Origin of the sequence: Streptomyces sp. NPDC053427, assembly GCF_044544985.1 — a bacterium.
Taxonomy (GTDB): domain Bacteria; phylum Actinomycetota; class Actinomycetes; order Streptomycetales; family Streptomycetaceae; genus Streptomyces.
Window position 1 is genome coordinate 290545 of the sequence record NZ_JBITYA010000013.1, and the last position, 14237, is coordinate 304781.

At 71.3% G+C, this 14237-nt stretch carries 13 protein-coding genes; 5 read left to right on the forward strand and 8 right to left on the reverse strand.

Translation table 11 applies throughout. From position 1 onward, the window contains the following. Positions 1–473: hypothetical protein (locus tag ACIGWZ_RS32775; RefSeq protein WP_400070423.1), on the forward strand; the 473-nt coding region annotated here is incomplete at its 5' end. A gap of 217 nt (positions 474–690) precedes the next feature. On the opposite strand, the gene ACIGWZ_RS32780 is transcribed toward ACIGWZ_RS32775, so the two are convergent. The 3 genes from ACIGWZ_RS32780 to ACIGWZ_RS32790 form a co-directional block, all read right to left on the reverse strand. Next, the gene (locus tag ACIGWZ_RS32780) at positions 691–1302 is read right to left on the reverse strand and encodes a LuxR C-terminal-related transcriptional regulator (RefSeq protein WP_400070425.1); all 612 of its coding nucleotides are present in this window, start codon (positions 1300–1302) and stop codon (positions 691–693) included. 167 nt (positions 1303–1469) lie between these two features. Then, positions 1470–2072 (reverse strand): helix-turn-helix domain-containing protein, encoded by a 603-nt coding sequence (locus tag ACIGWZ_RS32785; RefSeq protein ID WP_400070427.1) that lies wholly within the window; start codon positions 2070–2072, stop codon positions 1470–1472. Between the two features lie 93 nt (positions 2073–2165). Continuing rightward, complete coding sequence (locus ACIGWZ_RS32790) at positions 2166–2483, reverse strand: hypothetical protein (protein WP_400070429.1); 318 nt, start codon at positions 2481–2483, stop codon at positions 2166–2168. 108 nt (positions 2484–2591) lie between these two features. Here ACIGWZ_RS32790 and ACIGWZ_RS32795 point away from each other — a divergent pair, with 108 nt between their 5' ends. Further along, positions 2592–3647, forward strand: coding sequence for a fatty acid desaturase family protein (locus ACIGWZ_RS32795; RefSeq protein ID WP_400070431.1), 1056 nt, complete (start codon positions 2592–2594; stop codon positions 3645–3647). A gap of 122 nt (positions 3648–3769) precedes the next feature. On the opposite strand, the gene ACIGWZ_RS32800 is transcribed toward ACIGWZ_RS32795, so the two are convergent. The 5 genes from ACIGWZ_RS32800 to ACIGWZ_RS32820 all read right to left on the reverse strand — a co-directional run bounded on the left by ACIGWZ_RS32800 (position 3770) and on the right by ACIGWZ_RS32820 (position 10677). Next, complete coding sequence (locus tag ACIGWZ_RS32800; RefSeq protein WP_400070433.1) at positions 3770–5158, reverse strand: amino acid permease; 1389 nt, start codon at positions 5156–5158, stop codon at positions 3770–3772. A 307-nt stretch (positions 5159–5465) separates the two neighbouring features. Continuing rightward, the gene (locus tag ACIGWZ_RS32805; protein WP_400070435.1) at positions 5466–6605 is read right to left on the reverse strand and encodes an MBL fold metallo-hydrolase; all 1140 of its coding nucleotides are present in this window, start codon (positions 6603–6605) and stop codon (positions 5466–5468) included. Positions 6606–6694: 89 nt separating this feature from the next. Further along, the gene (locus ACIGWZ_RS32810; RefSeq protein WP_400070436.1) at positions 6695–7897 is read right to left on the reverse strand and encodes an aminotransferase class I/II-fold pyridoxal phosphate-dependent enzyme; all 1203 of its coding nucleotides are present in this window, start codon (positions 7895–7897) and stop codon (positions 6695–6697) included. A 232-nt stretch (positions 7898–8129) separates the two neighbouring features. Then, positions 8130–9194, reverse strand: a complete 1065-nt coding sequence (locus tag ACIGWZ_RS32815; protein WP_400070438.1) for a type III polyketide synthase — start codon at positions 9192–9194, stop codon at positions 8130–8132. A gap of 277 nt (positions 9195–9471) precedes the next feature. Further along, positions 9472–10677, reverse strand: a complete 1206-nt coding sequence (locus tag ACIGWZ_RS32820; RefSeq protein ID WP_400070440.1) for a cytochrome P450 — start codon at positions 10675–10677, stop codon at positions 9472–9474. Positions 10678–11208: 531 nt separating this feature from the next. Here ACIGWZ_RS32820 and ACIGWZ_RS32825 point away from each other — a divergent pair. The 3 genes from ACIGWZ_RS32825 to ACIGWZ_RS32835 all read left to right on the forward strand — a co-directional run bounded on the left by ACIGWZ_RS32825 (position 11209) and on the right by ACIGWZ_RS32835 (position 14080). Beyond that, positions 11209–12690, forward strand: a complete 1482-nt coding sequence (locus ACIGWZ_RS32825; protein WP_400070442.1) for a bifunctional phosphatase PAP2/diacylglycerol kinase family protein — start codon at positions 11209–11211, stop codon at positions 12688–12690. Positions 12691–12856: 166 nt separating this feature from the next. Continuing rightward, positions 12857–13672, forward strand: coding sequence for a class I SAM-dependent methyltransferase (locus ACIGWZ_RS32830; protein ID WP_400070444.1), 816 nt, complete (start codon positions 12857–12859; stop codon positions 13670–13672). Between the two features lie 42 nt (positions 13673–13714). Beyond that, the gene (locus ACIGWZ_RS32835) at positions 13715–14080 is read left to right on the forward strand and encodes a VOC family protein (RefSeq protein ID WP_400070447.1); all 366 of its coding nucleotides are present in this window, start codon (positions 13715–13717) and stop codon (positions 14078–14080) included. The last annotated feature ends 157 nt before the right edge of the window (positions 14081–14237 follow it).

The following is a 14237-nucleotide window of genomic DNA, read 5'->3' on the forward strand; positions in this document are numbered from 1 at the left end:
GCTCCACCAGCGTTACCCGTGGCGTTACCGATCGCGTTACCCAGGCCACCGGCACCGCCGGCTCCGCGTGCATTGTTCGTAGCGTTTCCGATGGCGTTGCCGAGGCCACCGGCACCGCCGGCTCCGCGTGCATTGTTCGTAGCGTTTCCGATGGCGTTGCCGAGTCCGCCGCCCACCACATTCCTGCACAGTCTCCTGGGGCGGCACCGGCGGTCGGGTGCGTTCGTCTTCGACTTCGCCTTTACGTGGGTTCCTGCACCGTTGACATGGCTCTGTGCCGCCTGTGCGGCTGCCGAGCTTATTGTCTGAGGCGCACTGGCTTCAGCGGCTGTGATGCCATACGCGCCTGCCGCCATACAAACGGCCGCCGCGACACCGAGCATCTTCTTCATGGTCAGCCTCAAAAAATTGAAAAATTCCAAAAAAGAGGGAAGTCACGCAAGCTTCATGATCTGCACCCGGAATACCGGTGAGCCGTGAATGCGAAAATCCCGTGGCTCCCACGTGAGCGTCCTCACGCGCGCCGCGCTGATACGCGACATGCCATTGGCGCTGCTACATTGCCTTCTCAATGTGCAACACTTGTCCAATTTCTCCGGAATTTCAAGGGGCAGAATGACTGGTTTACATGTGGGTAATACCGCCCCGCCGACCACCCCATGGGCAAAACTGCCCAATTTTGTTTTGAACTCAATCACCGGTCAGACCGTAGCGCAGCGCCAACCGGGTCAGATCCGCCCTTCGGTGCGAGCCACTCTTGCTGCGCAGCCGGTCCAGATGGGAATGCACCGTATTTTCGGTGATGTTCAGTTTGGCGGCGATCTCCCGGTCCGTGGCGCCGCTGGCAAGGAGTTGCAGGATCTGCCTCTCGCGGTCGGTGATGTGGAGAGGTGGCACGGGCAGGACCTTGCCGTTGAGGTGGGTGGAGAAGTAGCTGCACCCCGAAGCGACGGCACGGATGGCCGTGAGCAACTCTGGTTCGCTGATTCTCTGACCCAGGTATCCGCGCGCGCCGGCCTTAATACACAAGACTACGTCGGATTGCGTTTCGGAGACCGACAGCACGATGACCGCATGCCCTCGCATATGCAATTGGGTGACGACATTGGACGTCTCCCAGGTGGGCAGCTGAAGGTTCAGCAGGACGACCTCTCCGGCATTCCCGTCGCTGCGATGATCGCCCACACTCCCGAACGAATTCACAATCTGCAGATCCGGCTCGGGATTGATCACATGCACCAGGCCGTGCAGAAGCAGCGGGCAATCGCAGATGACGCTGATCGGCGTCAGGGGTGCGTTCATCGGGGTTCCAGGGAGATAGGAGCACCCGCCACACAACGGGCACCGGAGTCGACAGCCGGCGGTCCTACCGCCTGAACCCAGACTGGACTGATTTTCGACCATTTGCATGCCCAGTGGGCCAGGCGGCTCACCCGGCGCGGCCCCGGAGGCGTTGCGGCCCGGCCCCGCTACTCCTGGACGCGGGCGCGGGGTTTGGCGCGTACGTGCATGCGTTCGCCCTGGCTGCCGAAGAGGCTGAGGACCTCGACGGGGCCGTCGCCGGTGGTGCCGAACCAGTGCGGCAGCCGGGTGTCGAATTCGGCGGCCTCGCCCGGTTCCAGGACCAGATCGTGGTCGGCCAGGACCAGGCGCAGGCGTCCGGCGAGCACGTAGAGCCATTCGTAGCCCTCGTGGGTGCACGGCTCGGGTGTGCAGCGACTGGCCGGCAGGACCATTTTGAAGGTCTGCAACGGGCCGGGCTGACGGGTCAGGGGCAGCACCGTGGCGCCCCGCATCCGCCGGGGCGTGAGGCGGACGCGCGGGTCGCCGACCTCGGGGGCGCCGACCAGTTCGTCGAGGGGGACCTGGTGGGCCTGGGCGATGGGGAGCAGGAGTTCCAGACTGGGCCGGCGTTGGCCGGATTCCAGGCGGGAGAGGGTGCTCTTGGAGATGCCGGTGGCCTCTGAGAGCGCCGCCAGGGTCACGGCACGCTCGGTGCGCAGGCGTTTGAGCCGGGGGCCGACCTGGGACAGGGCTCGGCTGATGGCGGGTGAGTGCTCCACACCGTCCATTGCACCGCGTCCTTCCCGGAAATGGCAACCATGGTTGCCGAGGAAGGAAGGGGACGGGCCCCCGAGGGGCGAGCGGGGCGCCCGTCCGGCGTGTCAGTCGTCGAAGTCGGTGCCGCGGCTGACGGCCTCCCACTCGGTCGTCTCCTCGATCGAGGCACTCAGATGGGCCAGGACCGCATCGGCGGCGTCGTTGCCCAGCGGCAGACGAAGCGGCGTCTCCTTGGTGTCCAACGCGGTCAGAATGGCCGCGGCGGCCTTGGCCGGATCGCCGGGCTGCTTGCCGTCGGAGTCCGGAAGCCCCGTACGGACCGGGCCGACCGTTTCCTCGTACGCGGGCAGAGCGGCGGACCGGTGCAGGGCGCCGCCGCCCGCGAAGCCGGTCCGGAACGCGCCGGGTTCGACGATCAGCACCTTGACGGAGGGTGTGCCCAGCCCCCCGAAGAGCCCCCGGAAAACCCCCCGCCGGTCCGGGGGCGGACCGGCTGTCGGCGCCCTTTCCCCGCCGGAAGACTCGGCCGTATGACAACGAGTCTCCGCTCCCCCGTCCCACCCGCCGCCCCGGCCGCACCGCCCGGCAGCGACTTCGCCCGGCTGTCCAGCCGTATAGCGGCGGCCGGGCTGTTCGCCCGCCGGCCCGGCTACTACGCCGTCCGGCTCTCGCTGGTGACCGCGGCGTTCGCCGGGGCCTGGACGGCGTTCGGGATGCTGGGGGACAGTTGGTGGCAGCTGGGCGTGGCCGCCGTGCTGGCCTTCGTCTTCGGGCAAGTCACCCTGGTGACACACGATGTGGCACATCGGCAGGTGTTCCGGAGGCGACGGCCGAGCGAGATCGGCGGCCTGCTGTTCGGCAATCTCGGCGTCGGGATGTCGTACGGCTGGTGGATGAACAAGCACACCCGCCACCACGCCAATCCCAACCACGAGGAGCTGGACCCGGACGTCGCGCCCGACATCCTGGTGTGGTCCCAGGACCAGGCGCGGGCCGCCACCGGACTGCCCCGCTTCATGGGCCGCCATCAGGCGTGGCTGTTCTTTCCGCTGCTCACGCTGGAGGGATTCAACCTCCATGTATCGAGCCTGCGGGCGCTCCGGTCACCCGCGATGAAGCGCCGGGGCACGGAGGCCGGGCTGCTGACAGCGCATGTGGCGCTGTACCTCGGCGCGCTCTTCCTGGTCCTGTCCCCCGGTAAGGCGCTGGCGTTCCTCTTCGTCCATCAGGCGCTGTTCGGCGTCTATCTGGGCTGCACCTTCGCGCCCAACCACAAGGGCATGCCGACGCTGACGGGCGAGGAGCGGCCGGACTTTCTGCGCCGTCAGGTGCTCACCTCGCGCAATGTCCGCGGCGGCCGGCTCACCGATGTGCTGCTCGGCGGCCTCAACTACCAGATCGAGCACCACCTCTTCCCGCATCTGCCGACCCCGCACCTCCGCCGCGCCCAGCTGATCGTGCGCGCGTACTGCGCCGAGATCGGCGTCCCGTATCACGAGACGGGACTGCTCTCCTCGTACGGGGAGGCGCTGCGCCATCTGCACCGGGTCGGCGAGCCGTTGCGTGCGGCGCGGACCCGGCCGTAACGGCGGCCGCACCCCGGGGCGCCGGCCGGGGCCGTACGCTTCGGCCGGCCGCTGGAGGGCCGAGACTCCGGTGAACGGGCGGGCGGCGGGCGACGGAGACGCCCGCCGGCCCTGACAGAGGCTCAGGCCACGTCGGCCGGCAGCGCCCCCGCACTCGGGGCCGAGCCGGCGGCCGGTGCGTCGGCGGCCACGTCCGGGTCCGCGGCGTCCGCGGCGTCGCGCTCCCGTCCGGCCCGCCGCGCCGCCATCACCGCGTACACCAGGATTCCGGCGAAGAGGAACAGCACGCCTTGGTAGATCGCGGCCTGGCCCGCCCCGGCCACCAGCCAGAACGTGAAGCCGAACGCGACCAGCGCGAGGGTCAGATCGCGGGCGAAGCGGGCCGGGCGGACCTTGTCGCGGCGGCCGGTCAGCAGGAAGTAGATCTGCGCGCCGGCGGCGAGGAGGTAGGGGACGGTGGCCGAGAAGGTGGTGATCAGGACCAGGATCTCGAAGACACCGCCGGCGCCGATCAGGTAGTTGATCACGGTCAGGGCGCTGGCCAGCAGCGCGGCGGCGAGCACGCCGAAGGTGGGGACGCCGCGCCGCTTGACCAGGAACGGCGCGGGGAAGAGACCGTCCTTGGCGGCGGCGTACGGGGACTGGGCGCTCATCAGGGTCCAGCCGTTGAGGGCGCCGAGGATGGAGATCACGGCCGCGGCGGCGACGACCGTACCGCCCCAGCGGCCGCCGAACATCGCGTTCACCGCGTCGGAGAACGGCGCCGTGGAGTGCACCAGCTTGGTGTGCGCGACGGTGCCGAAGACCGCGAGGGTGCCCAGGAGGTAGACGACGGCGGCGCCGACGGTGCCCAGAACCGTGGCCCGGCCGACGTTGCGTTGGGGGTCGCGGACCTCGCCCGCGCTCATCGCGGCGGATTCCACGCCCACATAGCTGTAGAGGAGGATCGCGGCCGCGGCGGACAGCCCGCCGACCGTGCTGCCACCGCCCTCGTGGAACGCGCCGAGGTTGTCGGGGTCGAAGAAGAACAGTCCGACGACGGCGATGAAGAGGAGCGGGATGAACTTGAGGACGGTGGAGACCAGCTGGACCGCGCCCACATAGCGGGTGCCGGCGAAGTTGGCGAGGGCCGGGAGCCAGAGCGCACCGAGGGCGACGGCCAGGTCGGTGCCGGCGGACGCATGGCCCGGGAAGAGGACGTGGACATAGCCGACGGCGGCGACCGCGAGCGCCGCGTTGCTGACCCAGGTCATGGTCCAGTACGACCAGGCGGACAGGAACCCGGCGAAGTCGCCGAACGCCTCGCGGGCGTAGACGTAGGGGCCGCCGGTGTCCGGGTGGCGCTGGGCCAGCCGCCCGAAGACCAGGGCGAGGGCCACGGCTCCGACGGTCAGTACGCCGAAGGCGAGCAGGCTGACGGTGCCGAACGGGGCGACCGAGGCCGGCAGCAGAAAGATGCCGCCGCCGATGATGTTGCCCATCACCAGGGCGGTGGCGGTAATCAAGTTCATCCGGAACGGACGCTTTGATTGACTGTGCAGGTCAGAGGCGTTACGGGTGACCTCTGCGGCAGGATCGCGATGCATGGTGTGTGACGCGTCTCTCATCGTGCTGGCTCGCCGGGGTGCCGGCTGAGCCTATGGTCACCGGGCGCGCTCACGGCACAAAATCACCGTGAATCGTCCTGCCCAACCCCCCTGTCGGGCGAAGATCTTCGGTCGCGTCGGCCGACCGCAGGACGCTGGACGGAGCCACCCGAGCCCGTCGGACGGGCCCCTACGTGACCGGGGCCGGACGTGACCGGGGCCGCTCGGGTCGTCACGTCTCCTCGAACACCCGGGACGCGCCGACCGGCAGATCCCACAGGTCCTCGCGGGGACGGCCGGTGGCGGCCCAGGCGGCGCGCACCCGGTGCAGGGGTTCCAGGGGCCGTTCGGCGGAGAGCAGGAAAGTGGACCAGTGCATCGGCGCCAGCGCCCGCGCGCCCAGGTCCTGGCAGGCCCGTACGGCCTCCTCCGGGTCGGTGTGCACGGGGCGCAGCATCCAGCGCGGGTCGTAGGCGCCGATGGGCAGCATCGCCAGGTCGATACCGGGGTAGCGGCGGCCGATCTCCTCGAACCAGTGGCCGTAACCGGTGTCCCCCGCGAAGTGCAGCCGCCGCCCGTCGGGCGCGGTGAGCATCCAGCCGCCCCAGAGCGTGCGGCACGTGTCGGTCAGGGTGCGCTTGCTCCAGTGGTGGGCGGGGACGAAGTCGAAGCGTACGGGGCCGTCGGGGGCGGGCAGTTCGACGGCCTCCCACCAGTCGAGGTCGGTGACGTGGGTGAAGCCGCGGCGGCGGGCCCAGGGGGCGAGGCCGGCGGGGAGCAGCAGCGGGGTGTGGCGGGGCAGCCGTTTGAGGGTCGGGGCGTCCAGGTGGTCGTAGTGGTTGTGGCTGATGACGACCGCGTCGACGGCCGGCAGGTCCTCCCAGCGGACGCCTACGGGGGTGACCCGGGCGGGGGTTCCGAGGATCTTGCGGGACCAGACCGGGTCGGTCAGTACGGTCAGACCGCCGATCCGGATCACCCAACTGGCGTGTCCGGCCCAGGTGAGGGCGACGGTGGTGGGTCCGGCGACGGGCATCGGACCCGGCTCGAAGGGGAGTTCCTGGATCTCCCGCAACGATTCGGGTACCGGCCGCAGCTTGCCCTCCCGGGCGATCCGGGCCAGCGCGCGGACACCGGGCAGCGGCGCGGTCAGCCGGTCGGTGAAGTCCCTGGGCCAGGTCCGGGGTTCCCCCAGGGGGCGCGGCTCGACGAGCGGTGGCGGGGTGGCGTGCGGGAGGGCGGGGGTGGCGTGCGGCGGGGCGGCGTCGGGAGTGACCGGCGGGGCGGCGTCGGAGGTGACCGGCGGGGCGGCTGGAGTGGGCGCGGTGGCGGCGCGGGCATCGGCGACCGAGCGCTCGGTCTGTTCGGTCATCGAGGGCTCCATTCGGGGGACGCGTGGGGGGCGCATCGGGGGGCGGCATCCGGGGCGGCATGGGGCAACGGGCGGAGGACGGGGGCGGATCAGCCGTCCGCCGGGGCCGTGAGCGCGGCCAGTGCCCGCGACAAGGCGGTCAACGAATCGGCGACGGGGGGAAGTTCGAGGGGGTTGGACGCTTCCAGGGCGCGCCCGCGCAGCTCCCGGTCGGCGCCCAGCAGCGCCTCGGACCCCAACCGCACCCGTAACGCCCTCGGATCGTCCCCGAAGCGGTGCCCGCCGCGGGCCGACCAGGGCGCCAACTCCCGTTCCAGTTCGGCCGATTGACCGATGCCGTGGGACACGAGGGCGCGGCGCAGCGGCTCCAGGTCGGCGTACAGGTGGCTGCCGGAGTGCGGCGGTCGGCAGACCGCGCCGGCCGCCGTGAGGGTGCCGTGGAGGGCGGCGGTGAGCGTGGCGTGCAGCCGGGCGGCGGCGGCGGTTCTGGTGCGGACGGCGTCGGGTTCGCCAAGGGCGTGGGTGACGGCGCAGGCGAGGGGGCCGGGGAGCGGGGTGCGCAGCGCGGCCAGTGTGCCGAGGGCCGCCGCCCGCAGTGCCGCGCCCCGTTCCGTGTCCGGGAAGCGCGCGATCGCCGCCGGCCAGGACGCGGGGACGAGGGTGGCGCGCAGATCGGTGAGCACCACGACCTCGTCGGGCAGCATCTCGGCGGGGCTGAGCACCACGGTGTCATGGGGGTCGTGCAGCAGATCGCGGTGCGATTCGTCGCTGACGACCCACAGCCCCTCCCCAGCCGCCGCCTCGCACACCTCGTGCAGCTGCTCGGGCGCCGGGCAGGTGCCGGTCGGGTCATCGGCGACGGACAGCACGAGGACGCGCGGGTCCTCGCCCCGCAGCCGGGCCCGACGGACGGTCTCCAGCAGCGCGAACGGGTCGGGCATCCCGCCCGATTCGGCCGGGACGGGCGCGAGGTGCACCGGACGACCGAGCAGCCTGGCGGGCGGTGCGTACCACTCGGAGCAGGGCCGCGGCAGCACCACGGCGCCCTCGGCCGCGGCGTACAGCGCGAGGAGCAGGGCCGGGCCGCCCGGGGCGGCGAGCGTATGGCCGGGGGTGGTGTCCAGGCCGCGGCGTTGCCAGTAGCCGCAGGCGGCGGTGCGCAGCGACGGGGAGCCGCCGGGGGGTTCCGGTTCACTGCGGCCGGCGGCCGCGGAGAGGTGCGCGGCGAGATCCGGGAGCACCGGGAGGCCCACCGGCGGGTCCGGGGCCGGATCCGGGGCGGTCCGCTGCATCCGTACCTCCACCCTCCGCGACGGCAGGCGATCGTGGGACCGTCACATGATTGACGGCTCCGACCACCTTGGCAGATGGGGCGGGTGGCGACCGGGGCGACACGTCAGCGTCGGGAGGGAGGGGTCGAGCGGCGGGACGGGGCGGGGCCGGATGGGGCATCGGGTCACCCGTTCGTACGCGCGGGTGCGCGGCCGGCCCGTGGCGGGGCCGGCCGCACTCGGAGTGACGCGCTCAGCCCGTCCCGGCCGGAGTCGACGTCCATGTCCCCAGGGCCATCTCGGCGGTGATGCCGGGCCCGAAGCCCGCCAGCAGTCCCCGCTGGCCGTCGAGCGCCGATGCCTCGTCGAACATCCGCGCAAGGGCGTCGAGTACCACGGCGCTGGCGATGTTGCCGTATTCGGTGAGCGTCGCGCGGCTGAAGCGGAACGCCTCGGGTGGTACGTCGAGGAAGCGGCACAGGTCGTCGAGGATGCGCGGGCCGCCCGCGTGGACGATGTAGAAGTCCAGCTCGCCCGCGTCCCAGTGCTGCCGCTCGGCGACGGCGCGCAGGGCGGGGGCGAGGGGTTCCATGGTGCCGGGCACCCTCTTGTCCAGCTGGAAGTGGAATCCGGTGGACCGCACCGCGTAGGAGATCCAGTCCTCGGTGTGGGGGATGAGGTACGAGCCGTTGCGTTCCAGGTGGACGCCGGTGCCGCCGCTCCCGCGGACCACGGCGGACGCGACCGCGTCCCCGAACAGGCCGTTGGACAGCAGCGAGCCCACTCCCAGGTCCGTGGGCTGGTAGCACAGCGAGCAGAACTCGCAGGCGACGAGCAGCACATTGGCGTCGGGGTACGCCCGGCAGAAGTCGTGCGCCCGGTTGATGGCGGCGCCCCCTGCCGCACAGCCGAGTTGGGCTATCGGGATCTGCCGGGTCTCCGACCGGAAGCCCATTTCGTTGATGAGCCACGCGGTCAGCGCCGGCATCATGAAGCCGGTGCAGGACACGTAGATGATCAGGTCGATCTGCTGGGGTTCCAGCTCGGCCTGGTCGAGCGCCTTGCGTACCACGGAGGGGACCCGGGCCTTGGACTCCTCTTCGTAGATGGCGCTGCGGGCGTCCAGCCCGGGGTGTTCCAGCACCTTGTCGATCGGCATGATCAAGTGCCGTCTGACCACGCCCGTGTGCTCGATCAGCCGGAGCACCTTTTTCAGCTGCAGATGGTCGTAGTGCAGCTGCCGCGCGAGTTCGAGGGTGTCGTCCCTGGTGATGATGTATTCAGGGACTGCGATTGCCGGTTTGCACAGAACCGCCATGGATTGGACTCCTAGCAGACTGTGGTCCGCTCGGTACGATCCCTGGCTCTGACTTACGGGGTGTGGTGGGCCGGCGGTAGCCGCCGCGGCAATGCGTGCGCTCGTGTGGGTGCAACAGAACCACTGACGGTTCCGGCGGCCCGAGTCGAGGCCCCGGGGAGGGACGCGAGCGGGCCAGCCGTCGAAGAATGAACTCTCCCTTGTGAGGGTGGATCATCTTTACGAGCAACGGTACGGCAGACGGGTGACGTCCGCATGCCGCTGCGGACCGCGGAGGTCACCAGGTGACCGGAAGTGCCAGCGGATAGCGCCAGATGGAGGTCTGGTTCCAGCGCACCTCCTCGGCCGGCTTCGCCAGTGCCAGCTCGGGGAAGCGCTTCAGGAGGGTCCCCAGGGCCACTTCGAGCTCGATGACGGCGAGCGGGGCGCCGAGGCAGTGGTGTCCGCCCCAGCCGAAGGTCATGTGGGGCGGCTTCTCGCGGCTCAGATCGAGCTCGTCGGGCCGGTCGAACTTCCGCTCGTCCCGATTGGCCGTCAGATAGGAGACATGCACGATGTCCCCTTCCCGGATCGTCACCCCGCTCAGCTCCACGTCCTCCAGGGCGACGCGGGGAATGCCGACGCCCTTGCGGAACGGGATGAACCGCAGCATCTCCTCCAGCGCCTGCGGGAGCCGCTCGGGGTGGGAGCGCAGCATGGCGAGGTCGTCGGGCCGGGTGAGCAGGGTGTAGGCGAGGTTGCCGATCTGGTAGGTGGTGGTGTCCTGGCCGGTGATGAGCAGGACCATGGCCATGACGGTCAGTTCCCGCTCGTCGAGGATCTCGTCCCCGTCGCGGGCCGTGGCCAGGGCGCTGATCAGGTCGTCCGCCGGGTGCTCGCGCCGGTGTGCGGTCAGTTCCGCGAAGTAGCCGCGCATCTCGGCCTTGGCCCGGATGGCGGCGTCCTTGTTGTCGAGGCTGACGTTCATCATGGTGCGGGCGTACGCGCGCAGCTGCGCGCGGTCGGCCTCGGGGATGTCGAGGACCTCGCAGATGGTGGTCAGGGGCAGCGGGGCCGCCAGGTTCTCCATCAGGTCGCCGGGCGCGCCCTGCTCGCTCATGGCGTCCAGCAGTTCGTCCACGACGCGCTGGGTACCGGCCCGCATGCGCTCCACGTGACGCGGCGCGAACGCCTTGGAGACCAGGCTCCGCAAACGGCTGCTGGCGGGCGGGTCCATGACGTTGATCGCCTCGTCCTGGACGATCGGCTCCGGCGTCATACGGGGGAAGTCCCGGCCGATGACGGCGTGCCGGCTGAAGCGCCGGTCGGTGGTCACGGTGCGCACGTCCTCGTACCGGGTGACGAGCCATGCCTCGCCCTCCCCGTACGGCAGCCGGATGCGGGCGACCGGTTCCTCGGTCAGCAGGCGCTTGAGCGTGGGGTCGAACTCAAGGGCCTCGGCGTAGTCGAACGGGCAGTTCCAGACGTTGGGGCCGGGTTCCATGGTGAGCTCCCGAAGTGAGAGGTGACGAGCGGATGCGCCGCCTGCGACGGCGGGCCGGGACGCGCCGGTTCGGCAACGGCCAGGCAGAGCGGGGTGCGGGTAGCGCCGTGCGCCGGCACAGAAATGCGACGGCGCGGTGAAATGCGCGGTATCGGGAATGTGCGGGTACAGGGATGCGCAGGCACATGGCACGGGTACCTGCGCGGATACGGGGCGCATGTACACGACGCATATACGGGAATGCGCATATTCGGCATTGGGCCGTAAATGCCCCTTTCGTTCGCTCGCAAGCATGGTAGCCACCGAGGTGGGGGGCGGCCCGGCGTCCGGCCGGGCGCGGGCGGCGGGTGCGACCGCCTGGCCCTGCCACGGCGGCGTACGGCGATGAGCGGGCGGTTCGGCCGGCGCATTGCGCCATTCGGGTGGCTCGCGCCGGCGCCGGCCGGGTTCGCCCGCGCGCCGCTCCGGAAGATCCGCCGCGGATCGGACCGCCCGGGTCTGCCGCGGTCCCGCCTGGGTACAAGGTGCCGCATGCGGAAAATACTGACCGACCTCGACCAGCTGACCTTCGTCCGGATCGCCTCGCGCGAGTGGCCGGGCGCCCGGCGCGTGCTGCCGCGACTGTCCCGCAGCGCCAATCACGGGTTGCTGTGGTTCGGGCTCGCGGCGGGCGTCGCCGCACTGGGAGGCAGACCCGGCCGGCGGGCCGCGCTGCGCGGTGCGGCCTCGCTGGCGGTGGCCTCGGCGACCGTGAACACGCTCGGCAAACGCTCCGTACGGCGCGAGCGGCCGCTGCTGGATGCGGTGCCGGTGATGCGGCGGCTGCATCGCCAGCCCTTCACCTCTTCCTTCCCGTCCGGGCACGCGGCCTCGGCGGCGGCCTTTGTCACCGGGGTCGCGTTCGAGAACAAGTGGTGGGGGCTGGCGCTGGCGCCGGTGGCCGTGTCGGTGGCCTTCTCCCGCATCTACACCGGGGTGCACTATCCCGGCGATGTGCTGGCCGGCGCGGCGCTGGGCGCCGGTGCCGCGTTCGCCGTGCGCGGCCTCGCACCGACCCGCGCCCAGCTGGCGCCGCCGGCCCGGCCCCGCGCGGCCGCGCCCGCGCTGCCCGGCGGGCGCGGCCTGGTGGTGGTCGCGAACCAGGGCTCGGGGCAGCGCGCCGGGCCGCGCCCGGACCGCGCCCAGGAGGTGCACGGGGCGCTGCCGCACGCCGAGGTCATGGAGTACGGCGGGCCGCAGGCGCGGCCCCTGGTGGACGTGCTGGAGGAGGCCGCGGAGCGCGCCAGGGAGCTGGGCGGGGCGCTGGGGGTGGCCGGCGGCGACGGCAGCGTCAACGCGGCGGCAACGGTCGCGGCACGGCACGGGCTGCCGCTGGCGGTACTGCCGGGCGGCACCCACAACCACTTCGCGTACGACCTGGGGATCGAGACCTACGCGGCGGCGGCGCGCGCCCTGGAGCGCGGCGAGGCGGTCGCCGTGGACCTCGCGCGCTTCCGCAGCGGACCGCACGCCGAGGGCCACTACTTCCTCAACACCTTCTCCATCGGCGTGTATCCGGAGCTGGTGCGCATCCGCGAGCGGTGGGCGGGCCGGATCGGGGCCTGGCCCGCCGGGGTGCTCGCGGCGTGGGAAGTGCTGCGCACCGCCGAGCCGTTGACTCTTGAGATCAACGGCAAGCGGCGCGCGGTGTGGCTGCTGTTCGTCGGCAACTGCCAGTACCGGGGACTGGGGCTGACGCCGGTGCGGCGGCACGACCTGGCGGACGGGGTGCTCGATGTGCGGGTGGTGCACGGCGGCCGACTGGCCCGTACCCGGCTGCTCGCCGCGGCCCTGACGGGCTCCCCGCGCAGCTCACCCGTCCTCGGCGAGGCCCGGCTGCGCCACCTGCGGCTGGGCGGCCTGCCGGACGGCACGGCGCTCGCCTTCGACGGTGAAGTCGGCGCTTCACAGGGCGAGTTGACGCTGGAGAAGACGAACGAGGCCTTGACGGTCTATCGCCTGCTGCCCGAGTGACAGCCGAAGGGCATGACCGCATCATGAGACGCGACTCTCAAAATACGAGATCGCCCGTACGGTGTGATCAGCAACGCGGAAGGGTGTCGGCCCGCACCACGGCCATGCCCGACCGCGCTCTCCCGCCCAGCGACCCGTACGCCCCGGTCACCCGAAGGAGCCGACCATGCCGCAGGAGTCCGCCGTCTACACGCACGGCCACCACGAGTCCGTACTGCGCTCCCACACCTGGCGCACCGCCGCCAACTCGGCCGGATATCTGCTGGATTCGCTGAAGCCGCACATGAAGATCCTGGACATCGGCTGCGGCCCCGGCACCATCACCGCCGACCTGGCCGCGCTGGTCCCGGACGGGCAGGTCACCGGCCTGGAGCACGCACCCGAGGTACTGGACCGGGCGCGTGCCACCGCCGCCGGGCGCGGGATCACCAACGTCCAGTTCGCGGTCGGGGATGTCCACGCACTGGACTACCCGGACGACACCTTCTGCGTGGTGCACGCCCATCAGGTGCTGCAGCACGTGGGCGATCCCGTACAGGCGCTGCGCGAGATGCGCCGGGTCACCAAGCCCGGCGGGATCGTCGCCGTCCGCGACTCGGACTACTCGGCCATGACCTGGTACCCGGAGATCCCGGGAATGACGGACTGGCAGGAGCTGTATCTGCGGGTGGCCCGCGCCAACGGCGGCGAGCCGGACGCCGGACGCCGCCTGCACGCCTGGGCGCGCCGGGCCGGCTTCGCGCCGTCGGCCGTCACCGCCACGGCCGGCACCTGGTGCTACCGCACCCCGGAGGAACGGTCCTGGTGGAGCGAGCTGTGGGCGGACCGTACGGTCTCCTCGCGCTATGCCCGGACAGCAGAGGACGGCGGGCACGCCACCGCGGAGGAACTGGCGCGGATCGCCGGGGCCTGGCGGGAGTGGGGCGCGCAGGAGGACGGCTGGTTCGCCGTCCTGCACGGCGAGATCTTGTGCCGGGTGTGAGGACGGTGCGTGTCGCCGGGGTCTCCAACTAGGCTGATCCGTATGGACATTCTGGGGACCTCACTGCGGGTATGCGTCGGCGATCTCGAAGCGGCGATCGGCGTCTACGAACGACTCACCGGCGCCGAGGCGCTCCGCTTCCAGCGCGGCGGCGTGTCGGTCGCGGCCGTCGGGTGCTTCTTCCTGATGAGTGGCCCCGAGGCGGAGTTGTCGGTGCTGCGCAAGGTCACGGCGACCATTGCCGTGAAGGATGTGGACGACGCCCTCGCCGACCTGTCGGCGGTCGGCGCGGACATCATCGCGGGTCCGCTGCCGACCCCGATCGGCCGCAACCTCGTGGCCCGCCATCCGGACGGGTCGGTCTTCGAGTACGTCGACCGGAAACAGGACGCCGGACAGAGCGCCTAGGTGGTGTCCGCAAAGTCCCGCCTGGCTCGCGGCGTCTGGCACGCACGCTCGCTGCGTTGTCAGGATCGTCCACGTAGCCCGCTACGAGGACGACCCTCCGCCTTGCGATCGCACGCACCAGACGCCGCCAGCCCCGCCCTCCGGGCGGACGACAGGA